Below are 23,209 nucleotides of genomic sequence, written 5' to 3'. Positions count from 1 at the left end.
CGGCCCACCCGGATCCCGTACGCGCGGGCCCGGACCGATCGGCCGAAGCGGCGCCGTTTACCGTCGCGTCCAGGGGTGGTGGTGCGGCATAGTGGGTGCCGTCGACTCGACCACCAGACCCCGATGTCCGGTTTAGTCGCGCATAATCCCCTGTGGTGTAATTGGCAGCACTGAGGCTTTTGGTGCCTTATGTCCGGGTTCGAGTCCTGGCGGGGGAGCTCCACACGTTCGGGTCCCGACCTCCGCGGCCGGGACCCGCCTTCGTCGGGCGGTTCGGGCCCCCCGCTATCCTTCACGGGTCCACCCCCGAAGCCGAAGGGCCCACCCGTGAGCGCCAACCGCCCGGCAGCCGTCGTCGTACTCGCAGCGGGTGAAGGCACCCGCATGAAGTCGGCCACTCCCAAGGTCCTGCACGAGATCTGCGGGCGCTCGCTCGTCGGTCACGTCGTCGCCGCCTCCCGTGAACTCGACCCCGCCGAGCTGGTCGTGGTGGTCGGGCACGCGCGCGAGCAGGTCGCCGCGCACCTGTCCGGGATCGACGCCGACGTGCGCACCGCCGTCCAGTACGAGCAGAACGGCACCGGGCACGCCGTCCGGATGGCCCTCGAAGAGCTCGGCGGGAACGTCACCGGCACCGTCGTCGTCGTCTGCGGCGACACCCCGCTGCTGACCGGCGAGACGCTCGCGCAGCTCGCCCGCACGCACGGGGAGGACGGCAACGCCGTCACCGTGCTCACCGCCGAGGTCCCCGACTCCACCGGCTACGGGCGGATCATCCGCGGCGACGACGGGGCCGTGACGGGCATCGTCGAGCACAAGGACGCCACCGACGGGCAGCGGGCCATCCGCGAGATCAACTCCGGGGTGTTCGCCTTCGACGGCGCCCTGCTCGCCGACGCCCTCGGCAAGGTCCGCACCGACAACAGCCAGGGCGAGGAGTACCTCACCGACGTCCTCGGCATCCTGCGCGAAGCCGGGCACCGGGTCGGGGCCGCGGTCGGCGGCGACCACCGCCAGATCCTCGGGATCAACAACCGCGTGCAGCTCGCCGAGGCCCGCGCGCTGCTGAACGCGCGCCTGCTGGAGCGGGCCATGCTCGCGGGCGTGACGGTCGTGGACCCGGCCAGCACGTTCGTCGACGTGACCGTCACCTTCGGACAGGACGCCCTGATCCACCCCGGGACGCAGCTCCTCGGCACCACCCACGTCGCCGAGGGCGCGGAGGTCGGCCCCAACACCCGCCTCAGGGACACCTCCGTGGGCGCGGGCGCCCGGGTGGACAACACGGTGGCCGACAGCGCCGCGGTGGGCCCGGAGGCGACCGTGGGCCCGTTCGCGTACCTGCGCCCGGGCACCAGCCTCGGCGCGAAGGCCAAGGCCGGCACGTACGTGGAGATGAAGAACGCGACGATCGGCGAGGGCACCAAGGTGCCGCACCTGTCGTACGTGGGCGACGCGACCATCGGCGAGTACACCAACATCGGCGCGGCCAGCGTGTTCGTGAACTACGACGGCGAGAACAAGCACCACACGACCGTCGGCTCACACTGCAAGACGGGTTCGGACAACATGTTTGTGGCACCCGTCACGATCGGGGACGGCGCCTACACCGCCGCCGGGTCCGTGATCACCAAGGACGTGCCGGCCGGTGCGCTGGCCGTGGCCCGCGGCCAGCAGCGGAATATCGAGGGCTGGGTGGCCCGCAAGCGTCCGGGCAGCGCGGCCGCGACCGCGGCGCAGTCGGCGGCCCCGGAGGACGCCGGCCGTCGCTGAGGCGAACTGACCGGAAACAGGTGCGCCCGCGACGGCGTACCGTGATAGGTGCACGCAATTCGGCTGGCTCACCGTGTGCGGGACGGACGCGCACGGGGGCGAGCAGCTTTCAACACGTCTGAGGAGACAGTGCTGTGACCGGGATCAAGACGACCGGCGAGAAGAAGCTCATGCTCTTCTCCGGCCGCGCCCACCCCGAGCTGGCCGAGGAGGTCGCGCACCAGCTGGGAGTCGGCCTCGTGCCGACGAAGGCCTTCGACTTCGCGAACGGTGAGATCTACGTCCGCTTCCAGGAGTCCGCGCGCGGCGCGGACTGCTTCCTGATCCAGAGCCACACGGCTCCGATCAACAAGTGGATCATGGAGCAGCTGATCATGATCGACGCGCTGAAGCGCGCGTCGGCCCGCTCCATCACCGTGATCGTCCCGTCCTACGGCTACGCCCGTCAGGACAAGAAGCACAAGGGCCGCGAGCCGATCTCGGCCCGTCTGGTCGCCGACCTGCTGAAGACCGCGGGTGCGGACCGCATCCTCACGGTCGACCTGCACACCGACCAGATCCAGGGCTTCTTCGACGGCCCGGTGGACCACCTCTCGGCCCTGTCGGTCCTCGCGGACTACGTCGGCGCCAAGGTGGACCGCACCAAGCTGACGATCGTCTCGCCGGACGCCGGCCGCGTGCGCGTGGCCGACCGCTGGTGCGACCGGCTGGACGCCCCCCTGGCCATCGTGCACAAGCGCCGCGACAAGGACGTCGCCAACCAGGTGACCGTCCACGAGGTCGTCGGCGAGGTCAAGGGCCGCGTCTGCGTCCTGGTCGACGACATGATCGACACCGGTGGCACCATCTGCGCCGCGGCCGACGCGCTGTTCGCCCACGGTGCGGAGGACGTCATCGTGACGGCGACGCACGGCATCCTGTCGGGCCCGGCCGCCGACCGCCTGAAGAACTCCAAGGTGAGCGAGTTCGTGTTCACGAACACCCTGCCGGACCCGTCCGACCTGGAGCTCGACAAGATCACGGTGCTGTCGATCGCCCCGATGGTCGCGCGCGCGGTGCGCGAGGTCTTCGAGGACGGCTCGGTCACCAGCCTCTTCGAGGAGCAGCAGTAACCGCTGTGCGGTAGATCCTTTTGGGTACGGCCTCCCTCCCCGGGTACACTCCACGAGTTGCTCGGCGAGGGAGGCCGTACCTGTTCGCGCGGGTGCCGGCGCTCCGTTATCGACGCGCTCTTCGTAGCAGGCCGTTCCGGCCGGGTGACTCCAGTTCCGATTTCCGTCACCCCACGAGGAGTGAGCATGTCCGAGGTCAAGCTTTCCGCCGAGGTCCGCACCCAGTTCGGCAAGGGCGCCGCCCGCAAGGCCCGCGTCGCCGGCAAGGTCCCCGGTGTCATCTACGGTCACGGCCAGGACCCGAAGCACGTCGACGTCGAGGGCCACGGCCTGCTGCTGGCGCTGCGCACCCCCAACGTCCTGATCTCCCTGGACATCGCGGGCGGCGGCACCGAGCTGGTCATCCCGAAGGCCGTGCAGCGTCACCCCCTGAAGCGTTCGATCTCCCACGTCGACCTCCTGATCGTCAAGAAGGGCGAGAAGGTCACCGTCGACGTCGCGATCGTCACCGAGGGCGAGCTGGCCGCGGGCGGCAACATGCTGGAGACCCTCCAGAACACCATCTCCGTCGAGGCCGAGGCCACGCACATCCCGACCGAGGTCACCGTCTCCATCGCGGGCCTGGAGGCCGGCGACACCATCCACGCGAAGGACCTGGTCCTCCCGTCGGGCACCACCCTGGCCGTCGACGGCGACATCGCCGTGCTGCAGGTCGTCGCCCCGCAGGCCGAGGAGCCGTCCGCCGAGGCCGAGGGCGAAGAGGCCTGAGCCTCGCACCGCCTTCCCGGCAGTAGCTGACCGGCCGCCGTCCGGCTCCACTGGAGCGGGGCGGCGGTCGTTCCCGTTCAAGGAGTTTTTGATGTCGGACGACGCGGCGCCCTGGCTGATCGTCGGTCTCGGGAACCCGGGACCGGAGTACGCGGGCAACCGCCACAACATCGGTTTCATGGTGGCCGACCTGCTGGCGGAGCGGATCCGCGGGAAGTTCAAGGCGCACAAGGCCCGGGCCCAGGTGGTCGAGGGCCGGATCGGCCCGCCGGGTCCGGCGAACCGCCGGGTGGTGCTGGCCAAGCCGATGGCGTACATGAACCTGTCGGGCGGCCCGGTGACGGCGCTGCGCGACTTCTACAAGGTGCCGACGGAGCGGATCGTGGCCGTCCACGACGAGCTGGACATCGACTACCCGACGCTGCGGCTGAAGCTGGGCGGCGGGGACAACGGGCACAACGGGCTGAAGTCGATGACGAAGTCGCTGGGGCCGGACTACCACCGGGTGCGCTGCGGCATCGGCCGTCCGCCGGGCCGGATGCAGGTGGCGGACTTCGTGCTGAAGGACTTCTCCTCGACGGAGCGCAAGGAGCTGGACTGGTTCGTGGACCGGGCGGCCGACGCGGTGGAGTGCCTGATCTCCGAGGGCCTGGAGCGCGCGCAGTCCGCGTACAACACGTAGGGCCCGCGCGGCCCGGTACGACGGGAGCCCCCGCACCGTTCGGTGCGGGGGCTCCCGTGCGCCGTGGTGCGGGCGGTCAGCCGGTGTTGCGCAGGCCGGCGGCGACGCCGTTGACGGTGAGCAGCAGGGCGCGGGCCAGCAGCGGGTCCGCTTCTTCGCCGCGGGCGGCGGCGGCGCGCTGGCGGGCCAGCAGGGAGACCTGGAGGTAGGAGATGGGGTCCAGGTAGGCGTCGCGGACGGAGAAGGTCTGCTGGAGCACCGGGTGGTTGTCCAGGAGCTTCTCGCCGCCGGTGATGCGCAGCACCTCGCGGACGGTGAGCTCGTGTTCGGCCTCGATGCGGGCGAAGACGTGCTTGAGGTCGTCGGGCACGAGGGTGTCGACGTAGTGGCGGGCGATCCGCAGGTCGGTCTTGGCCAGGGTCATCTCGACGTTGGACAGGAAGTTGCGGAAGAAGTGCCAGCGCTCGCCCATCTCGGCGAGGGCGTCGTCCTGGCCCGCCTCGCGCAGTGCCTTGAGGCCGGAGCCGACGCCGTACCAGCCGGGGACGATCTGGCGGGACTGGGTCCAGCCGAAGACCCACGGGATGGCGCGCAGGCCGTCGAGTCCGGCGCCGGAGTCGGGGCGGCGGGAGGGCCGGGAGCCCAGGTGGAGGTCGGCGAGCTGGTCGACGGGGGTGGCCGCGAAGAAGTACGCGGGCAGGTCGGGGTCCTCGACGAGGGCGCGGTAGGCGCCGTGGGCGGCGTCGGAGACGGTGTCCATGGCCGCGTCCCAGCGGGCCAGGGCCTCGTCGGACTGGCGGGGTGCGGTGTGCAGGGCGGAGGCCTGGAGGGTGGCGGCGACGGTGAGTTCGAGGTTCTCGCGGGCCAGGGACGGCACGAGGTACTTGTCGGAGATGACCTCGCCCTGCTCGGTGACCTTGATCTCGCCTTCGAGGGTGCCCCAGGGCTGGGCGAGGATCGCGTCGTGGGAGGGGCCGCCGCCGCGGCCGACGGTGCCGCCGCGGCCGTGGAAGAGGCGCAGCCGGACGCCGTAGCGGTGGGCGACGTCGCGCAGGCGGCGCTGGGCGCGGTGGATCTCCCACTGGCTGGTGGTGATGCCGCCGAACTTGGAGGAGTCGGAGTAGCCGAGCATGACCTCCTGGACGTCTCCGCGCAGGGAGACCAGGCGCCGGTAGGAGGGGTCGGCGAGCATCTCGTCGAGGATGACGTCGGCGGCGCGCAGCTCGTCGGTGGTCTCCAGCAGCGGGACGATGCCGATCTTGGCCCAGCCGCCGTGGAGGTCGAGCAGGCCGGCCTCACGGGCGAGGACGGCGGCGGCGAAGACGTCGTCGGCGCCCTGGCACATCGAGATGATGTAGGACTCGACGACCTCGGGGCCGAACTTCTCGAAGGCGTCCTTGATGGCGGAGAAGACGCCGAGGGTCTTGCGGCCGGCGGCGTCGAGCGGTGCCGGGGTGGGGGCGAGCGGGCGGCGGGAGCGCAGTTCCTTGGCGAGGAGCTTCTGCCGGTAGTCGCGGGGCATGTCGGCGTAGCGCCAGGACTCCTCGCCGAGCCGGTCGAAGAGCTGGCCGAGCGCGTGGTGGTGGGCGTCGGCGTGTTCGCGGACGTCCATGGTGGCGAGCTGGAGGCCGAAGGCGGCCAGCGTGCGGATGGTGCGGTCCATCCGGCCGTCGGCGAAGAGGGCGCCGCGGTGCGCGCGCAGGGAGGTCTGGATGAGGGTGAGGTCGGTGAGCAGCTCGGCGGTGCCGAGGTAGTCGCGGCCGTCCTCGTGCGCGGTGCCCTTGGCGAGGCGCTCGCGGGTGTTGACGAGCTTCTGGCGGATGCAGGTGGCCTTGAGGCGGTACGGCTCCTCGGCGTTCAGCCGCTTGTAGCGCGGGCTGATCTCGGGGAGGCGTTCGAGGTCCGCCTGGAGGGAGGAGAGGAGTTCCTCGGTGGCTCCGGTGTAGCGGATGGAGTTCGACAGCAGTCCGCGCAGGAAGTCGACGAGTTCGAGGGCGTCGGTGATGCCGTGCTCGTGCTGGAGGATCAGCACGTCCCGGGTGACCTCGGGCGTGACGTTGGGGTTGCCGTCGCGGTCGCCGCCGATCCAGGTGCCGAAGGTGAGCGGCCGGGTGCCGGGGGGCAGCTCGACGCCGACGCGCTGGAGTTCGGCGGCGAGGTCCTCCAGGACGTCGCCGACGGCGCCGGCGTGCAGTTCGTCGAGGTAGTAGATGGCGTTGCGGGCCTCGTCGGCGGGCTCGGGCCGGACCACGCGCAGTTCGTCGGTCTGCCAGACGAGGTCGATGTTCTCGGCGAGCCGCAGGTCGTGGCGGCGGCGGTCGCCGGCGCCGGTGACGGGCTCCTCCAGGAGGGCGGCGATGCGGCGCAGCTTGTTGAGGACGCTGCGGCGGGCCGCCTCGGTGGGGTGCGCGGTGAAGACGGGGCGGACGTTGAGGTTGCGGACCGTTTCGCGCAGGTGCTCGGGGTCGGCGTCCTTGAGCATGTCGGCCGTACGGGCCAGCAGGCCGCCCTCGGCGGCGCGGTGGGCGCGCAGCTCCTTGCCGCGGTGCACCTGCTCGGTGACGTTGGCGAGGTGGAAGTAGGTGGAGAAGGCGCGCACCAGCTTGGCGGCGGTCTCCAGGTCGGTGTCGCCGAGCAGCTCGGCGGCGGCCTCGCCGTCGGTGCGGGTCAGGGCGCGGACGCGCTCGACGAGGTCGAGGAGGTCCTGGCCCTCCTGGCGTACGAGGGTCTCGCCGAGGAGGTCGCCGAGCCGGCGGATGTCCGCGCGCAGTTCTGCGTTGGCGGTGGCGGCCGGGGTGACGGGGGCCTGGCCCTGGGGGGCCTGGTCAGCACTGCTCACAGGTGCGGCTCCTTGCAGTGTTCGAGCGCTACTGGGCGGTGGGCTCCCGGTGCGCGCGCGGCGTGGCCGCTCCTGATGCGCAGCTCGGGCTGCCCGTGCGGACCGCGCTGTCCGACGACAACAGGATAGGTGTCCGGGGCGCCGGTCCGGTCAGGTGTCTCGCAGGGCGGGCCGCGGGCCGTCGGGCGGGCGGGGTCGCGGCGGGGCGGGCGGGTCGCGGCGGCGGGGCGGGGGGGCGGATGCGGCGGGGGCGGGTGGGGCACGTGGACGGGTGGTGCACGGCGCGTGCGCGGCGCGCACGCGGTCCGTACGGCGCCGTCACGGCCGTGGTCCTGTTGCTGTCGGCCCCTGCTTTGCCATACTTACGATGCCGTAGGTTACGGGTCCGTAGGGTCCGTGCTCTCCGAGCTTCCGGTTCTCCCCGGCACCGCCGGGTGGCGCCCACTCCGCCGACTCCTCACCCCCCAGGGGACCCCCATTGACCACCAGTCCCGATCTGATCGAGGACGCCTCGACGCCCTCCGACACCTCCGCGCCGTCCGCGACCCTGGGCGGCGAGAGCAAGCGGTCCGTCGAGCAGATCGCCCTCCTGCTGTTCATCACCGTTCCCTTCCTGGCGCTGCTGGCGGCCGTCCCGCTGGCCTGGGGCTGGGGGGTGAGCTGGCTGGACCTCGGCCTCATGGTCTTCATGTACTTCCTGGCGTGCCACGGGATCACCATCGGTTTCCACCGCTACTTCACGCACGGCTCCTTCAAGGCGAAGCGGCCGCTGCGGATCGCCCTCGCCGTGATGGGGTCGATGGCGGTGGAGGGTCCGCTGGTGCGCTGGGTGGCGGACCACCGCAAGCACCACAAGTTCTCCGACCACGAGGGCGACCCGCATTCGCCGTGGCGGTTCGGCGAGACGCTCCCGGCGCTGCTGAAGGGGCTGTGGTGGGCGCACATCGGCTGGCTCTTCGACGAGGAGCAGACCGATCAGCAGAAGTACGCCCCGGACCTGGTCAAGGACCCGGCGATCCGCCGGATCTCGCGCGACTTCGTCTTCTGGACGATGTTCTCGCTGGCGATCCCGCCGCTGGTCGGCGGCCTGGTGACGATGTCCTGGTGGGGCGCGTTCACGGCGTTCTTCTGGGGCTCGCTGGTGCGGGTGGCGCTGCTGCACCACGTGACGTGGTCGATCAACTCGATCTGCCACGCGGTGGGCAAGCGGCCGTTCAAGTCCCGGGACCGCTCGGGCAACGTGTGGTGGCTGGCGGTGCTGTCGTGCGGGGAGTCCTGGCACAACCTGCACCACGCCGACCCGACCTCGGCCCGGCACGGGGTGCTGCGCGGCCAGGTCGACTCCAGCGCGCGGCTGATCCGCTGGTTCGAGCAGCTGGGCTGGGCGACGGACGTGCGCTGGCCCTCGGCGGCCCGCATCGACGCCCGGCGCAGGGATGACGAGCCGAACCCGGCATGATGGGGGGCGTGGCGATCGACGGCAGCAATCCCAGCAGTGACAAGCCCAGGCGCGGCCGACGGGTCCGGATGACGGGCGCGGAGCGGCGTCAGCAGTTGCTGGACATCGGCCGGACGCTCTTCGCGGAGAAGGGCTTCGAGGGCACGTCGGTGGAGGAGATCGCGGCGAAGGCCGGGGTGTCCAAGCCGGTGGTGTACGAGCACTTCGGCGGCAAGGAGGGCCTGTACGCGGTCGTCGTGGACCGCGAGATGCGCCAGCTGCTGGACGGGGTGACGGGCGCGCTGACGGCCGGGCACCCGCGGGAGCTGCTGGAGCAGGCGGCGTTCGCGCTGCTGGACTACATCGAGTCGTACACGGACGGTTTCCGCATCCTCGTGCGGGACTCGCCGGTCGCGCAGTCGACGGGCACCTTCGCCTCGCTGATCAGCGACATCGCGACGCAGGTCGAGGACATCCTGGGCCTGGAGTTCAAGGCCCGCGGCTTCGATCCGAAGCTCGCACCGCTGTACGCGCAGGCGCTGGTCGGCATGGTGGCGCTGACCGGGCAGTGGTGGCTGGACGTGCGCCGGCCGAAGAAGGCGGAGGTCGCCGCGCACCTGGTGAACCTGGCCTGGCACGGGCTGGACAAGCTGGAGTCCAAGCCGCAGCTGGTGGGCCGCCGCAAGAGCTGAGCCCCGTCCCGCGTGCGCGCGGGGCCCGGCGGCTGCGACGGCGCCCCGTCACCGGCAGGCCCGGTGACGGGGCGCCGTCGTCCGTCCGGGCGGTTGGGCGGTTGGGCCGTTCACCCGTCGGCCGGCCCGCGGTCGCCGGTCAGGCGTCCCTGCGGGCGACGGCGAAGATGCGGCGGAACGGGAAGACGGTGCCGCGCGGGCCGGACGGGTAGGCCTCGCGCAGCAGCTCCCGGTACGTGTCGAGGAAGGCCTCCACGGCCGGCCGGTCGTCGCCGAGGGCGGTGAGCACCGGGCGCAGGGCGGTGCCCTTGACCCAGTCGAGCACCGGGTCGGGGCCGTGCAGCAGCTGGTGGTAGGTGGTCTCCCAGACGTCCGCGGTGCAGCCGAGGCCGGTGAGGCGGTCGAGGTACGCGGCGGGGTCGAGCTGGTGGACGGAGCGGGCGCCGTGGCCGCCGAGGCGGGAGCGCCAGCGCGGGGACTCGCAGAGCTCGGCGAGCAGGGCGTGGCTGGGGGCGGCGAAGTTGCCGGGGACCTGGAAGGCGAAGGTGCCGCCGGGGCGCAGCCAGCCGATCCAGGCGGCGAAGGACCCGGGATGGCCGGGGACCCACTGGAGGGCGGCGTTGGAGACGATCAGGTCGTAGGGCTCCTCCGGGATCCAGTGCGCGAGGTCGGCCGGGTGGAAGTCGAGGCTGCCGCCGCCGGCGGTGGGGCCGGCGTGCTCCGCGGTGGCGCGCTCCAGCATCTCGCGGGAGAGGTCGAAGCCGCTGATGCGGGCCTCGGGCCAGCGATCGGCGAGCAGCGCGGTGACGTTGCCGGGGCCGCAGCCGAGGTCGGCGATGCGCGCGGGCCGGCCGGGCGGTTCGGGGATCCGGGCCAGGAGGTCCAGGAAGGGGCGGGCGCGGTGGTCGGCGTGCCGGAGGTACTGCCCGGGGTCCCAGGTGGGCACGGTGGGACCGGGGGCGCCGGACGTCCGGGCCCCGGGGGCCGGAGCGGTGTGGGCCGGTGCGGTGTCGGACTGCATGTGCGGGCCTCCCTGCTGGCGGGTCGGGTGGGGACGGAAGCCGTTCCGGCACCCTCTCTGCCCATGGTCGGCCCCTTTATATCTCGACGTCAAGACACTTGACCTCAAGATGCATGACGTGAAGAGACTTCACATCGACAGACCCCTTACACTGATCGGCATGGAGGACGAGGTCGACCGACTGGTCGCGGCATGGCGGCGGGAGCGCCCTGACCTCGACGTGGAACCGCTTGAGGTGCTCAGCCGCGTCAGCAGGCTCGCGCGCCACCTCGACCGTGCCCGCAGACTGGCCTTCTCCGAGCACGGCCTGGAGCCGTGGGAGTTCGACGTGCTGACCTCGCTACGACGGGCCGGCGCGCCCTACCAGCTCTCCCCCGGGCAGCTGCTCACCCAGACCCTGGTCACCTCGGGCACCATGACCAATCGCATCGACCGGCTCGCCAAGAAGGGCCTCGTCGAGCGGCTCCCGGACCCCAGCGACCGCCGCGGGGTCCTGGTGCGCCTCACCTCCGAGGGCCGGGACCGCGCGGACCAGTCCCTCGCCGGGCTGCTGGCCCAGGAGCGGGCGATCCTGGCCCGGCTCTCGCAGAACCAGCGCGGCGACCTCGCCGCGCTGCTACGCCAGCTGACCGCTCCGTTCGACAACATCCCCGGCTAGCTCCGCGGGTCGCACCCCGGCTCTGCGGGCCAGCGCCACCGCCGCGAGCGTGGAGTGCACGCCGAGCTTGCCGAGCACGTTCTGCATGTGCGTGCGGACCGTGTGCGGGGACAGGAACAGCCGGGCCGCCACGTCCTTGCGGCCCAGCCCCGCCACCATGCAGCGCAGCACCTCGTGCTCCCGCGGGGTCAGCGACTCCACGAGCCGTTCGCTGTCCGTGCGGTGCTTGCGCGCGGCGGTCAGCTCGCGCAGCACCCCGGTCAGCAGGGCGGGCGGCAGGTGGGTCTCCTCGCGCAGCACCCCGCGGATGACGGCCAGCAGCCGCGAGAGGGAGCAGTCCTTGGCCACCCAGCCCGAGGCGCCGGCCTGCAGCGCGAGCGCGGCCCGCCGGGCGTCGTCCCGCTCGGCGAGGACCACCGTGCGGACCCCCGGGTGGGACACCCGCACCCCCGCGACCAGCGAGATGCCGTCCGCGACGGCGAGCGACGGTGGCCCGGAGCCCGGCTCGCGCCGGGCGGGGACCGCCCCGGCGACGATGCCGAGGTCGGCGTCGACCAGCAGGACGTCGAAGCGGCGGCCCTCGGCCACCGCGCGTTCGAGGCAGCGCAGCGCGGCGGGGCCGCTGCCGGCCGCGGACACGTCCACGTCCGGCTCGGCCGCGAGTGCGGCTGCGAGCGATTCGGCGAAGATGCGGTGATCGTCGACGACGAGAACCCGGATACGAACCACAAGACCCCCAAGGGTAGGGGAACGGACGACGACGGGTACGGCGCCCGGACCGGGTGATCCGCAGTCGCCGCGGCCGCCGCCGAGACACCTCTGCACTACCCCGGACCGGACGCCGTACCCGACGTTTCTCGACCCCTGAATCAACACCGGCCCCCACCGGTGTCACGCATCAGCGTAGGCCCGGTCGTCGCTCGTGGTTGGCCGAATAGCAGAAGTTTTCCCTGCGATTTACCGGCGCGGCCCTCGGGAAGGGCCTTTGTGGTGGCTTGAATTCGCCTACCCGAAACGCCCGGAACGCCGATTCCGGACCGGGCTGTGCCACGGGCAGTTGCACGGGGTCCATGTCACCCGGCGCATGCGCGCCGGGCGCCCGCGCACCGCCCCCCTCCGCGCCGTGCGGCGCCCACGCGCGCGCCCCCCGCGCCGGGGCGGGCGCGAGGGGCGTGGGGTGCGGGACGTGGGGTGCGGGATGCCGCCGCCGGGGACCTCGGTTCAGGAGGTCCGCGTGCGCGCGAAGTTCCAGGCGTCCGCGATGATGCCGGTGAGGTCGGGGCGGCTCGGGGTCCAGCCGAGGCGCTCGTGGGCGGTACGGGCGGAGGCGACGAGCACGGCCGGGTCGCCGGCCCGGCGCGGGGCGACGACCTCGGGGATCTCCCTGCCGGTGACCTTGCGGACCGTCTCGACGACCTCGCGCACCGAGAAGCCGCTGCCGTTGCCGAGGTTGCAGATCAGGTGTTCGCCCGCGGTGGCGTGCTCCAGCGCGGCCAGGTGCGCCTCCGCGAGGTCCGCGACGTGGATGTAGTCGCGCACGCAGGTGCCGTCCGGCGTCGGGTAGTCCTCGCCGAACACCGAGATCGACTCCCGCTCGCCCAGGGCGACCTGGAGCACCAGCGGGATCAGGTGGGTCTCGGGCGCGTGCCGCTCGCCGAACGCCCCGTACGCACCGGCCACGTTGAAGTAGCGCAGGGACACCGCGGCCAGGCCGTGCGCCGCGCACTCCCCCGCGATCATGTGGTCCACGGCCAGCTTGGTCGCCCCGTACGGGTTGGTCGGCGCGGTGACCGAGGCCTCGGTCAGCAGGCCCTCCGCGGGCTCGCCGTAGGTGGCGGCGGTGGAGGAGAAGACCAGCTTGCGCAGGCCCGCCGCGCGCATGGCGTTCAGCAGCGCGAGGGTGCCGCCGACGTTGTTCTCCCAGTACTTGGCCGGGTCGGCCACGGACTCGCCGACCTGCGAGGACGCCGCGAAGTGCAGGACGGCCTCGTAGGAGCCGTCCAGGTGCTCGGCGGCGTCCTGGATGCGGCCCTCGATGAAGGCGGCGCCCTCGGGCACGCCCGCGCGGAAGCCGGTGCTCAGGTCGTCGAGCACGGTCACCTCGTGCCCGGCCTCCAGGAGGTGGGCGGCGACCACGCTGCCGACGTATCCGGCGCCACCGGTAACCAGGTACTTGCTCACTCGCCTACTGCCTCTCGCGGGGGAGCACGCCGGATGCGTGCACCTGCTGGAGACTGGCTTACCCGATCGGGCGCCCGCAGGGAAATCGGGTCCGCCCGGCCCGCTTCAGTCGCGGCCCGCCGTGAACGGCCGCGCGGGCGCGGCCCGGTCCAGCAGTCCGGTACGGGCCGCCAGCGCAGCCGCCTCCAGCCGGGAGCCCACGCCCAGCTTCATCAGCACCCGTTGCACGTGGGTGCGCGCGGTGCTCGGCGCGATGGCCATGCCCGCCGCGATGAGCCGGGTGTCCTCGCCCTCGGCGACCCGCACCAGCACCTCCACCTCGCGCGGGGTCAGCAGCCGCAGCAGCCGGCCCGCCTCGTCGTCGGGCTGGGCGGCCGGGTTGAGCAGTTCCGCGAAGGCCCCCTGGAGCAGCTGCGGGGAGATGGCGACCTCGCCGGCCCGGGCCTTGGCCAACGCCCGCTCGACGCCCTCGATCCGCTCGTCCTGGCGCACGTACCCGCAGGCGCCCGCGGCGAAGGCGGCGGCGATCCCGCGCGGGCTGGGGACCGGGCCGAGGACGACCACGGCGATCTGCGGGCGCTCGCGCTTGATGCGGACCACGGGTTCGAAGACGCCCGGCTGGGCCGGGGTGGCGGTGCCGAGCAGGCAGACCTCCGGGGCCCGGTTGATGACCAGTTCGGCGGCGCCCGCGGCCGGGGCGGCCGCGGCGAGCACCCGGTGACCGCGCAGTTTCAGGGCCGAGGCGAGCGCCTCGGCCAGCAGGCGGTGCTCGTCGACCACCACGACCCGTACGCCCATGAAGGCACCCACCCCCGACCCTTCTGCCCCGGCAAGCTACACGCTTGTTCGACGGTGCGCGGCGGATACCGCGCAGAAGCCCCCGGAAAGCGGACCGTCCGGGGGCCGGGTGCGGGTGTGCGGCGCGGGCGCGGCGCGCCGGCCGCGGCGCGGCTCAGCTCGCGGTGAACGAGACGAACAGGTACTCCGGGTCGCTCTTTTCGGAGTACGGCTTGCGCGCCGTCGTGCGGGAGATGAACAGCTTGCCGTCGTGGTAGCGGTACTCGGAGTACTCGGGCGAGAAGGCGGTCTCGATGCGCTGGCTCGCCTTGTCCGCCGGGTTCACCATCAGGACGGTCTCCTTCATGGTCGTCCCGTCGATGCTGACCACCTGGCCGCCCTTGTCGTAGGGCGGCCTCTTGTAGGCGATGATGTTCGACCCGTCCATGCGCAGCGGGAAGATGGTGTGGCCCTCGCCCGCGTCGGCGCGGTCGGTGGTCTGCTTGCCGGTCTCCAGGTCGAACGAGAGCAGTTCGTTGGTCCGGCTGACGGCGGACGAGCCCCCCTGGTGCTCGTACGAGGGCAGGTACAGCTTGCCGTTGCCCACCACCATGTTGGAGCACTTCTCGACCTCGGTGGCCGCGCACTTGCCGGCGAAGGTGCCGTCGGCGAGGGAGATGCGGGCCTTCAGCTCGCCCGAGGGGCCGACGACGAAGAGGTCGCTGAGGCCGGTGGCGTTCTTGGCGGTCTTGCCGACGTCGGCGCCGACGACGAGGGGCTTGGTGGAGACGATGCCGGCGTACTCGATGCCCGGGGCGAGCTTGTAGGAGACGGTCGGGGCGCCGGTGGCCGGGTCCAGCAACTGCGCGTGCAGCGTGTAGTTGGAGCTCTGGCCGCACTTGCGGATGACCGCGAGGGCCTCGCCGCCCGCGTAGCCGGTGTCGCGGCAGCCCTCGCCGTCGACCTTGGGCAGCCACAGGGACGCGCCGTCGGCGAGGTTCCAGGCGGCGCCGCCGGACACGCCGGCGGCGGCGACGGTCCGGCCGCTGATGGTGACCTCGTTGTAGGCGACGGGCTTGTCACCGCTGGTGGCGCTCTTGGCGTTGCCGGACCAGACGAGCTTGCCGGTGGTGAGGTCGATGACGCCGACCTCGCTGCACTGCGGGTACTTGGTCTCGGCCGTCGGCAGGGACGGCTTGAACAGGACGGCGGTCTTGTTGTCGCTGACGTGCCGGGTCGCGCCGCACAGCTCGCCCGGGAAGGGCAGTTCCCACTTCTTGCCGCCGTCGACGGTGTTGTAGCCGACCACCTTCGCCACGTCGGACTTCACGTACGTGGTGTCGGTGAGCCAGGAGCCGGCGACGCTGACGACCTCGGCGGGCTGCGGGTTGGGCTGGTTGAACAGCGGCTTCGACTTGGTGTTGGCGGGGACCTTCTCCGAACCGGCGGGGCCGGCCTGCGGCTTGTCGCCGCCGGGCTCCTTGCCGTCGGCCGTGTTCCGTCCGCCGCCGCCCGCGTCGGTCCCGTCGCCCGAGGTGTACCAGAAGCCGCCGCCGATGATCAGGACGATGGCCAGCAGGGCCGCGCCGACGATCAGCAGCTGGGTGCGCACCTCGTTGCCGCCGGCCGGGGCCGGGGCCGCGGCCGGGAAGGACTGCGGCACGGTGGGGGGCTGACCGAAGGGCGGCGGGGTGCCGGCGGGGCCGGGCTGCTGCGGGTAGCCGTACCCGGGCTGCTGCGGGTATCCGTAGGCGGCGGGCTGGTCGGCCGGGGGCTGCTCGGGCGGTGCGGGGGGCTGCTGCGGTGCGGGCGGCGGGACGGGCCCGCCGAATCCGCCCGGCGGGGGATCCTGGGGCGCGCCGAAGCCGCCGGACGGCGGTTGGCTGGGGGGCGGCGGGGTGCTCATGGGGTGCTGTGCCTCTCGGAGGGCGGCCCGGTGGGCGGCTCGGTGGGCGGCTCGGTGGGCGGCTCGGTGGACGCGTTCACTTGCCGAAGACCATCAGGAGCTTCTCGTCCGTGCCCTTGGCCCGCAGGTTCGTTACGGAGAGGAAGAAGCGTCCGTCGACGTAGTCGGCCTTCGGGGAGGAGAAGGAGCTCTCCACGGCCGCGGCCGGGCCCGACGGGTTGCGCAGGAGCGTGGTGGGGGCGCCGCCGGCGGCCGGGACGGAGAGGATCTCGCCGCCCTGCTCGTCCTCGGCCTCGCGATAGGCGACGAGCTGCCCGTTCGCGGCCTTGAGCGGGGTCAGGGTGCGTCCGGGTCCGGCCGGGGTGCGCCACTTCTGCTTGCCGCCGGCCAGGTCGAAGGCGACGAGCTCGTTGCCCGCGGTGCGGTCCGGGGCCGTGGCGAGGTAGAGGGTGCCGGCGTCGACGGCGGCGGAGGAGCAGACCAGCAGGGAGCGGAAGACGTCGGTGTCGCCGCAGCCGAGGGGGAACTTGCCCTCGGCGACGAGGTTGGCGCCCTGCCTGCCGTCGGGTCCGATGACCGTGATCACCCGTTCCTTCGTGGTCTCGTTGCCGAGGTCGACGACGAGGGGGTCCACGGAGTAGACGCTGGTGACCTTGAAGCCCTTGGGGACCCGGTAGGTCCAGCCCTTCTTGCCGGTGACGGGGTCGGTGCCCTGGATCTCGGCGGTCTTGTCGTCGTCCAGGCAGGTGGCGAGGGCGACCAGCCTGCCGTTGCCGGCCGCGTAGGCGGAGGGCTTGCAGCCCTCGGCCTGGGGGCTGGCGAAGAGCCTGTCTCCGGTGGAGACCCTGAAGGCGCTGGCGGTGCCGGCGCGGCTGATGGCGACGGTGTCGCCCGTGATGCCGACGGTGGGGCTGGTGAAGATGTCGAAGAGCTGTTCCTTGGGCACCTCCTTCGACCAGGCCTCCCTGCCCGTGGCGAGGTCCACCGCGCGCATCCGGGTGCAGGAGGCGCTGTCGGACTCGCCGTCGCGGTACAGGACGACGGTCTTGCCGTCGGCGGTGGTCTGCGGGGTGGTCGAGCAGATCGGTGCGGGGAAGGGGAGGGTCCACTTCTCTTTGCCGTCGGCGGCGGCGTAGCCGGTCAGGGACTTCCAGACGCTCTTGACGACGGTGTCGCCGACGATCCACTGGCCGTCGGCCTCCACGCCCGCGCCCGGGCCGTCGATCGCGGCGGTCTTCAGCCAGAGGACCTTGTCCTCGCCCGGCTTGCGGCCGGAGTTGAGGTCGGTGTCGGCGGCTCCGTTGCCGCTGCCGTCGCCCTTGTCCACGGAGGCGGAGGGCTTGGCGTCGGCGGGCGTGGAGCCCTGTGCGACGGGCGGGACCGGCTTCTTGCCCCCGTCGTTGGAGAACGCCGCGTATCCGACGGCCCCGAGGACGAGGGCGCCGACGACGGCCGCGGCGACGATCAGGGCGGCCGGCCTGCGCCGGGGCGGGGTGCCGGGGGCGCCGGGTGTGCCGGGGGCGCCGAACGGCACGGTCGACGGCTGCGGCGGGTAGCCGTACCCGGGCTGCGGGACGGGCTGCGGGTGCTGCTGTCGGCCCGGTTGCCCGTCCGGGCCGTGGGCGCCGCCGTGGCCGGAAACGGTCGGCGGCTGCTGTGCGTACGGGTTGGCGCCCTGCGGCGGTTGGCCGTAGCCGGACTGCGGCGGACCCGGGAGGTGCCCGTAACCGGAAGGTGTCGGCGGCTGGTTCGGCGGCTGGGGCGGCTCGGTCATCAGCGCGGCTTTCGGCTTCGGAGGGCGTGGGGGGATGACCTTTGTATCACTCACGCCATCTTTACGGCGGGCCGGTCCACCCCCTGTTCCCAAGGGAGGACCGGCCCGTGACGCCACCGTTATCCGGCCGTTGTGCCGCGCGGGCGGCGGAGGCTACGCCTCCTCGGCCAGCTCCAGCCAGCGCATCTCCAAGTCGTCCCGGTCGGACAGCAGTTCCCTCAACTCGGCGTCGAGCTTGGCCACCTTGTCGTAGTCGGTGGCGTGCTCGGCGATCTGCGCGTGCAGGGCCGACTCGCGGTCGGAGAGCTTGTTCAGCTGCCGTTCGATCTTCTGCAGCTCCTTCTTCGCCGCGCGCGCGTCCCCCGAGGAGCTGGACTTCGGGGCGGCCGGGGCGGGCGCCGGAGCGGCCGCCTCGATCATCCGCCGGCGGCGCTCCAGGTACTCGTCCAGGCCGCGGGGCAGCATGCGCAGGCTGGCGTCGCCGAGGAGGGCCATCACGGTGTCGGTGGTGCGCTCGATGAAGAACCGGTCGTGGGAGATCACGATCATCGAGCCGGGCCAGCCGTCGAGGAGGTCCTCCAGCTGCGTGAGGGTCTCGATGTCGAGGTCGTTGGTGGGCTCGTCGAGGAAGAGGACGTTCGGCTCGTCCATCAGCAGCCGCAGGATCTGCAGGCGGCGGCGCTCGCCGCCGGAGAGGTCGCCGACCGGCGTCCACTGCTTCTCCTTGGTGAAGCCGAACTGCTCGCACAGCTGGCCCGCCGTCATCTCGCGGCCCTTGCCGAGGTCGACGCGGTCGCGCACCCGCTGGACCGCCTCCAGGACCCGCAGGGACGGGTCGAGTTCGCCGACCTCCTGCGAGAGGTAGGCCAGCTTGACGGTCTTGCCGACGACGACCTTGCCCGCGGCGGGCTGCACCTCGCCCTGGGTGCGGGCGGCTTCGGCCAGCGCGCGCAGCAGGGAGGTCTTGCCGGCGCCGTTGACGCCGACGAGGCCGATGCGGTCGCCGGGGCCCAGGTGCCAGGTGAGGTGTTCGAGGAGCACCTTGGGCCCGGCGTGGACACTGACGTCCTCCAGGTCGAAGACGGTCTTGCCCAGGCGGGCGTTGGCGAACTTCATCAGCTCGGAGGTGTCGCGCGGCGGCGGCACGTCGGCGATGAGCTCGTTGGCGGCCTCGATGCGGTAGCGGGGCTTGGAGGTGCGCGCGGGGGCGCCGCGGCGCAGCCAGGCGAGCTCCTTGCGCATCAGGTTCTGCCGCTTGGACTCCTCGGTGGCCGCGATGCGGTCGCGCTCGGCGCGGGCGAAGACGTAGTCGCTGTAGCCGCCCTCGTACTCGTGGACGTCACCGCGCTGCACGTCCCACATGCGGGTGCAGACCTGGTCGAGGAACCAGCGGTCGTGGGTGACGCAGACGAGCGCGGAGCGGCGTTCCTGGAGGTGCCCGGCCAGCCAGGAGATGCCCTCGACGTCGAGGTGGTTGGTGGGCTCGTCGAGGACGAGCAGGTCCTGGTCGGCGATGAGCAGCTGGGCCAGCGCGATGCGGCGGCGCTCGCCGCCGGAGAGCGGGCCGATGACGGTGTCCAGGCCCTGGCCGAAGCCGGGCAGGTCCAGGCCGCCGAAGAGACCGGTCAGCACGTCGCGGATCTTGGCGTTGCCGGCCCATTCGTGGTCGGCCATGTCGCCGATGATCTCGTGCCGGACGGTGGCCGCCGGGTCGAGCGAGTCGTGCTGGGTGAGGACGCCCATGCGCAGGCCGCTGTTCTGGGTGACCCGGCCGCTGTCGGGCTCCTCCAGTTTGGCGAGCATCCGGATGAGGGTGGTCTTGCCGTCGCCGTTGCGGCCCACGACGCCGATCCGGTCCCCCTCGGACACGCCGAGGGAGATGCCGTCGAGCAGGGTACGTGTGCCGTACACCTTGCTGACTGCCTCGACATTGACCAGATTGACGGCCATCAGACGCGCTCCAGGGAAGGGGTGTGGATCAGCCCCCCAGCCTAACCCTCCGGGCCGGGCCGCCCGCTGCGCCGAAACCGCCCCCGCCGGGACCGGGCAGCCGGGCCGCGGCTACGGCTACGGCTACGGCTACGGCTACGGCTACGGCTACGGCTACGGCTACGGCAGGACGGTGGCCCCCGGCACCGGCCCGGACGCCACGTGCGTGGCGCGGCAGGTGCCGGACGCGGCCAGGGCGGCGGCAACCTCGGCGGCGGCGGCCGCGTCCCGCACCAGGAAGGCCGTGGTGGGGCCGGAGCCGGAGACGATCCCGGCCAGGGCGCCGGCGGCCGTGCCCGCGGCGAGGGTGTCGGCGAGCCGGGGCCGCAGGGCCAGGGCGGCCGGCTGGAGGTCGTTGGCGAGGGTGGCGGCCAGCGCGTCCGGGTCGCCCGCGGCGAGGGCGGCCAGCAGCGCGGGGCCGCAGGCCGGCTCGGGGACGTCCGTACCGGCGGTGAGGCGGTCGAACTCGCGGAAGACGGCCGGGGTGGACAGCCCTCCGTCGGCGACGGCGAACACCCAGTGGAAGGTGCCCGCGTCGACCGGGGTCAGCAGCTCGCCGCGGCCGGTGCCGAGGGCGGCTGCGCCCACCAGGCTGAAGGGGACGTCGCTGCCGAGCCCGGCGCAGAGGTCGAGGAGCTCGGCCCGCGGGGTGTCCAGGCCCCACAGGGCGTCGCAGGCGAGCAGGGCGGCGGCCCCGTCCGCGCTGCCGCCCGCCATCCCGCCGGCCACCGGGATGCGCTTGGCGATGTGGAGGTGGACGGCCGGCTCCCGGCCGGCCCGCGCGGCGAGCACCTCGGCGGCGCGGGCGGCGAGGTTGGTGCGGTCCAGCGGCACCTCGGCGGCGTCCGGGCCCTCGCAGGTGACCGTGAGCGCGTCGGCGGGGGTGGCGGTGACCTCGTCGAAGAGGGAGACCGCCAGGAAGACGTTGGCCAGGTCGTGGAAGCCGTCGGGACGGGCCGCGCCCACCGCGAGCCGGACGTTGACCTTCGCGGGGACGCGCACGGTGACGGCGGCGCGCGCGGCGGGGCCGCGGGTGCGGCGGTCGGTGCCGCCCGCCACCCCGGTCACAGCGCGGCCCGCTCGGCGGCGGGCTTGTGCTCGGCGATGGCCGCGAACTCCTCGACCGTCAGCGACTCCCCGCGCGCCTGCGGCGAGATCCCGGCGGCGACCAGCGCCGCCTCGGCGCCCGCGGCCGAACCGGCCCAGCCGGCCAGCGCCGCCCGCAGCGTCTTGCGGCGCTGCGCGAAGGCGGCGTCGACGACGGCGAAGACCTCGGCCTTGGAGGCGGTGGTCTTGACCGGCTCGGTCCGGCGGACCAGCGAGACGAGGCCGGAGTCCACGTTCGGGGCGGGCCAGAAGACCTTGCGGCCGATGGAGCCGGCCCGCTTGACGTGCGCGTACCAGTTGGCCTTCACCGAGGGCACGCCGTACACCTTGTTGCCCGGTTCGGCGGCCAGCCGGTCGGCCACCTCGGCCTGCACCATGACCAGGGTCCGCTCGATGCTCGGGAAGCGGTCGAGCATGGTGAGCAGCACGGGCACGGCCACGTTGTACGGCAGGTTCGCGACGAGCGCGGTCGGCGCGGGCCCGGGCAGCTCCGTCACGAGCATCGCGTCGGAGTGCACCAGTGCGAAACGGTCCGTGCGCGCGGGCATGCGGGCTTCGATGGTGGCGGGCAGCGCCGCGGCGAGCACGTCGTCGATCTCGACGGCCACCACCCGGTCCGCGGCCTCCAGCAGGGCGAGCGTCAGCGAGCCCAGGCCCGGCCCGACCTCGACGACCACGTCGTCGGGGCGCACCCCGGCGGTGCGCACGATCCGGCGGACCGTGTTGGCGTCGATGACGAAGTTCTGGCCCTTCTGCTTCGTCGGACGGACGCCGAGCACCGCCGCCAGCTCCCTGATGTCGGCGGGGCCGAGAAGGGAGTCGGACGCGGGGTTTTCGGGGGTTTCTGGCTGCTGCTCTGCGGTGCTCACCGGGTAAGCCTACGGCCGCAGTGGGGCCAGGGACTCGCCCCCCGCTGCACGTAGAGCTTCTTCGCCCGGAACGTCTGCTCGGAGCCGGAGGCGTCCTGCGGGCGGCCGCTGCCGCCGAGGGCCTGCCAGGTGCGGACGTCGAACTGGTAGAGCCCGCCGTACGTCCCCGAGGGGTCGGTGGCGCCGGCCCGGCCGCCGGACTCGCACTGGGCGAGGGCGGCCCAGTCGAGGCCGTCGGCGCCCGCGACGGAGTTCGGCAGCGGCCTGGTGCCGACCTTGACGAGCTGGGTGACGGGCTCGCGGACGGTCTCCTCGGCGATCCGGCGCGGCCGCTGCCGGACCCCGTTGACGGTGCGCAGGCTGTAGGTGACCCGGCGCGCGCCCGGCTGTCCGGCCCGTTCGACGACCTCGGTGCCGGCGAACAGGGTCGGGTCCTTGACCCGCTCGGTCCCGTACGGGAGGCGCTCCTCGCGGACCTCGCGGGTGCCGGTGATCCGCAGCACGGTGACGGTCTGCCCGTCGCGCGGGAAGGCGGTGGCGGGCACCGAGGTGGCGTCCTGGTCCCGCAGGGTGATCCCGGCCTGGTCCAGGGCCTCCCGGACGGTGGCCGCGTTGGTGCGGATGGTGCGTTCGCGGCCGTCCGCCATGAACGTGACGCTGCGCTCCGTGCGGACGCCGAGGTCGAGGCCGGAGCGCGGCACGGGCGCGGTGCGCGGGGCGGAGAGGTGGGCGCCCTCGGCGCGGATGCCGAGCTGGTGGAGGGCGCCCTCGACGGTGCGGGCGGTGGTCCACACCTCGCGGCGCTGCCCGTCGAGGGTCAGGCGCAGGGGGCGCCCGTAGCGGACGACGACCTCCTCGCCGTCGCCGAGGTGGCGGCCTCGGGCGGGGGCGACGAGGTCGTGGGGGCCGACGTCGACGCCTTCGGAGGCGAGGAGTTCGCCGATGTCGTCGGCGAAGGTGTGCAGCGTGCGCGGGACGCCGTCGACGGTGAGGCGCACGGCCTTGTCGGCGGCGACGAAGGCGGTGGTGCCCCCGGCCAGGAAGGCGACGACCAGGGCCTGCGGGACGATGCGCCGCCAGGTGCCGCCGGAGCCCGGGGCCCGGCCGGCGCCGCCCCCGGCCTCACCCGGCCCGCCGCGCCGCCGGCCGGTCCCGGGCGCGGCCGGGGCCGGGGGCGCGGCCGGGGGCCGGTGCGCCGGACCGGCCGCCGTTTCGGCCTCGGGTTCGGGTTCGGCCGCGCCCCGGCGGCGGCGGCCCGGTCCGGCGGGCGCGGGCGGGGCGACGGGCGCGGGCGCGGTGGTCGCCGCGGCGTGCGGGCCCGCCGGGGCGGGCTCCCCGGCTCCCCGGCGGCGGCCGGTTCCGGGCCCGGCGGCGGGTGCGGGGTCCGGGTCCGCCGCCCCGGGCCGCCGGCGCGAGCCGGTCCCGGCGGGTGCGTCCGGGCCGGGCCCCTCGGCGGGGGCGCCCCTGCGGCGACCGGGCCCGGTCGCGATGGCCGGGGCGCAGGGGGCCGGCGGGGCTTCGGGGGCGTACGGGGCCTCGGCCGGCCCGTCGGCGGCGGCGCGGCCCCGGGCCCGGCGTCCGGTGCGCGGGCCGGGCACCGCGGGCTCGGGGCCGGGGCCGGAG

18 protein-coding genes and 1 tRNA gene are annotated in these 23,209 nt (G+C 73.4%); 8 read left to right on the top strand and 11 right to left on the bottom strand.

Going from position 1 to position 23,209, the window contains the following annotated elements:
- Nucleotides 1–146 precede the first annotated feature (146 nt).
- The 5 genes from CP968_RS19885 to pth all read left to right on the top strand — a co-directional run bounded on the left by CP968_RS19885 (nucleotide 147) and on the right by pth (nucleotide 4,335).
- Nucleotides 147–218 (top strand) — tRNA-Gln (locus tag CP968_RS19885).
- A 109-nt stretch (nucleotides 219–327) separates the two neighbouring features.
- Complete coding sequence (gene glmU / locus CP968_RS19880; RefSeq protein WP_150519289.1) at nucleotides 328–1,773, top strand: bifunctional UDP-N-acetylglucosamine diphosphorylase/glucosamine-1-phosphate N-acetyltransferase GlmU; 1,446 nt, start codon at nucleotides 328–330, stop codon at nucleotides 1,771–1,773.
- A gap of 134 nt (nucleotides 1,774–1,907) precedes the next feature.
- Nucleotides 1,908–2,885, top strand: coding sequence for a ribose-phosphate diphosphokinase (locus tag CP968_RS19875; RefSeq protein WP_150519288.1), 978 nt, complete (start codon nucleotides 1,908–1,910; stop codon nucleotides 2,883–2,885).
- A 186-nt stretch (nucleotides 2,886–3,071) separates the two neighbouring features.
- Complete coding sequence (locus tag CP968_RS19870; protein ID WP_150519287.1) at nucleotides 3,072–3,653, top strand: 50S ribosomal protein L25/general stress protein Ctc; 582 nt, start codon at nucleotides 3,072–3,074, stop codon at nucleotides 3,651–3,653.
- Between the two features lie 91 nt (nucleotides 3,654–3,744).
- On the top strand, nucleotides 3,745–4,335 hold the full coding sequence (gene pth / locus CP968_RS19865; RefSeq protein ID WP_150519286.1) for an aminoacyl-tRNA hydrolase: 591 nt from the start codon (nucleotides 3,745–3,747) through the stop codon (nucleotides 4,333–4,335).
- A gap of 76 nt (nucleotides 4,336–4,411) precedes the next feature.
- Here the strand turns inward: pth and ppc are convergent, their stop codons facing one another.
- A complete protein-coding gene (gene ppc / locus CP968_RS19860) occupies nucleotides 4,412–7,174 on the bottom strand; it encodes a phosphoenolpyruvate carboxylase (protein WP_189828814.1) in 2,763 nt (920 codons plus the stop codon).
- 478 nt (nucleotides 7,175–7,652) lie between these two features.
- On the opposite strand from ppc, the gene CP968_RS19855 reads away from it, so the two are divergent.
- Nucleotides 7,653–8,633, top strand: a complete 981-nt coding sequence (locus tag CP968_RS19855) for an acyl-CoA desaturase (protein ID WP_150519285.1) — start codon at nucleotides 7,653–7,655, stop codon at nucleotides 8,631–8,633.
- Nucleotides 8,630–9,304 carry a TetR/AcrR family transcriptional regulator gene (locus CP968_RS19850; RefSeq protein WP_150519284.1) on the top strand — a complete coding sequence of 225 codons (675 nt, stop codon included), beginning with the start codon at nucleotides 8,630–8,632 and terminating at the stop codon, nucleotides 9,302–9,304. Before CP968_RS19855 ends, CP968_RS19850 begins: the two co-directional genes overlap by 4 nt.
- Nucleotides 9,305–9,443: 139 nt before the next feature.
- Here the strand turns inward: CP968_RS19850 and CP968_RS19845 are convergent, their stop codons facing one another.
- Nucleotides 9,444–10,325, bottom strand: a complete 882-nt coding sequence (locus CP968_RS19845; protein WP_150519283.1) for a trans-aconitate 2-methyltransferase — start codon at nucleotides 10,323–10,325, stop codon at nucleotides 9,444–9,446.
- Between the two features lie 160 nt (nucleotides 10,326–10,485).
- On the opposite strand from CP968_RS19845, the gene CP968_RS19840 reads away from it, so the two are divergent.
- Complete coding sequence (locus CP968_RS19840; protein ID WP_150519282.1) at nucleotides 10,486–10,983, top strand: MarR family winged helix-turn-helix transcriptional regulator; 498 nt, start codon at nucleotides 10,486–10,488, stop codon at nucleotides 10,981–10,983.
- Here CP968_RS19840 and CP968_RS19835 read toward each other — a convergent pair.
- From CP968_RS19835 to CP968_RS19790, 9 genes are all read right to left on the bottom strand, one after another.
- The gene (locus CP968_RS19835) at nucleotides 10,942–11,712 is read right to left on the bottom strand and encodes a response regulator transcription factor (RefSeq protein WP_150519281.1); all 771 of its coding nucleotides are present in this window, start codon (nucleotides 11,710–11,712) and stop codon (nucleotides 10,942–10,944) included. The two genes, CP968_RS19840 and CP968_RS19835, sit on opposite strands and share 42 nt — an antisense overlap.
- Nucleotides 11,713–12,204: 492 nt before the next feature.
- Nucleotides 12,205–13,164, bottom strand: a complete 960-nt coding sequence (gene galE, locus CP968_RS19830) for a UDP-glucose 4-epimerase GalE (RefSeq protein WP_150519280.1) — start codon at nucleotides 13,162–13,164, stop codon at nucleotides 12,205–12,207.
- A gap of 105 nt (nucleotides 13,165–13,269) precedes the next feature.
- Nucleotides 13,270–13,962, bottom strand: coding sequence for a response regulator transcription factor (locus CP968_RS19825; protein ID WP_150522012.1), 693 nt, complete (start codon nucleotides 13,960–13,962; stop codon nucleotides 13,270–13,272).
- A 154-nt stretch (nucleotides 13,963–14,116) separates the two neighbouring features.
- Nucleotides 14,117–15,847, bottom strand: a complete 1,731-nt coding sequence (locus CP968_RS19820; RefSeq protein ID WP_150519279.1) for a PQQ-binding-like beta-propeller repeat protein — start codon at nucleotides 15,845–15,847, stop codon at nucleotides 14,117–14,119.
- A 76-nt stretch (nucleotides 15,848–15,923) separates the two neighbouring features.
- Nucleotides 15,924–17,621, bottom strand: a complete 1,698-nt coding sequence (locus CP968_RS19815) for an outer membrane protein assembly factor BamB family protein (RefSeq protein WP_150519278.1) — start codon at nucleotides 17,619–17,621, stop codon at nucleotides 15,924–15,926.
- A gap of 153 nt (nucleotides 17,622–17,774) precedes the next feature.
- Nucleotides 17,775–19,571 carry an ABC-F family ATP-binding cassette domain-containing protein gene (locus CP968_RS19810; protein ID WP_150519277.1) on the bottom strand — a complete coding sequence of 599 codons (1,797 nt, stop codon included), beginning with the start codon at nucleotides 19,569–19,571 and terminating at the stop codon, nucleotides 17,775–17,777.
- A 159-nt stretch (nucleotides 19,572–19,730) separates the two neighbouring features.
- A complete protein-coding gene (locus tag CP968_RS19800; RefSeq protein ID WP_229885896.1) occupies nucleotides 19,731–20,678 on the bottom strand; it encodes a 4-(cytidine 5'-diphospho)-2-C-methyl-D-erythritol kinase in 948 nt (315 codons plus the stop codon).
- Nucleotides 20,675–21,586: a 16S rRNA (adenine(1518)-N(6)/adenine(1519)-N(6))-dimethyltransferase RsmA gene (gene rsmA, locus CP968_RS19795; protein WP_150519276.1), complete on the bottom strand. Its 912-nt coding sequence runs from the start codon at nucleotides 21,584–21,586 to the stop codon at nucleotides 20,675–20,677. The genes CP968_RS19800 and rsmA overlap by 4 nt, the downstream gene beginning before the upstream one ends.
- Entirely contained in the window at nucleotides 21,583–23,076 is a 1,494-nt protein-coding gene (locus CP968_RS19790) for a resuscitation-promoting factor (protein ID WP_150522010.1), read from the bottom strand. The genes rsmA and CP968_RS19790 overlap by 4 nt, the downstream gene beginning before the upstream one ends.
- Nucleotides 23,077–23,209 lie beyond the last annotated feature (133 nt).

It is taken from the genome of Streptomyces subrutilus (assembly GCF_008704535.1).
Lineage (GTDB): Bacteria > Actinomycetota > Actinomycetes > Streptomycetales > Streptomycetaceae > Streptomyces > Streptomyces subrutilus.
This window is presented reverse-complemented; position numbering and strand designations above follow the sequence as displayed.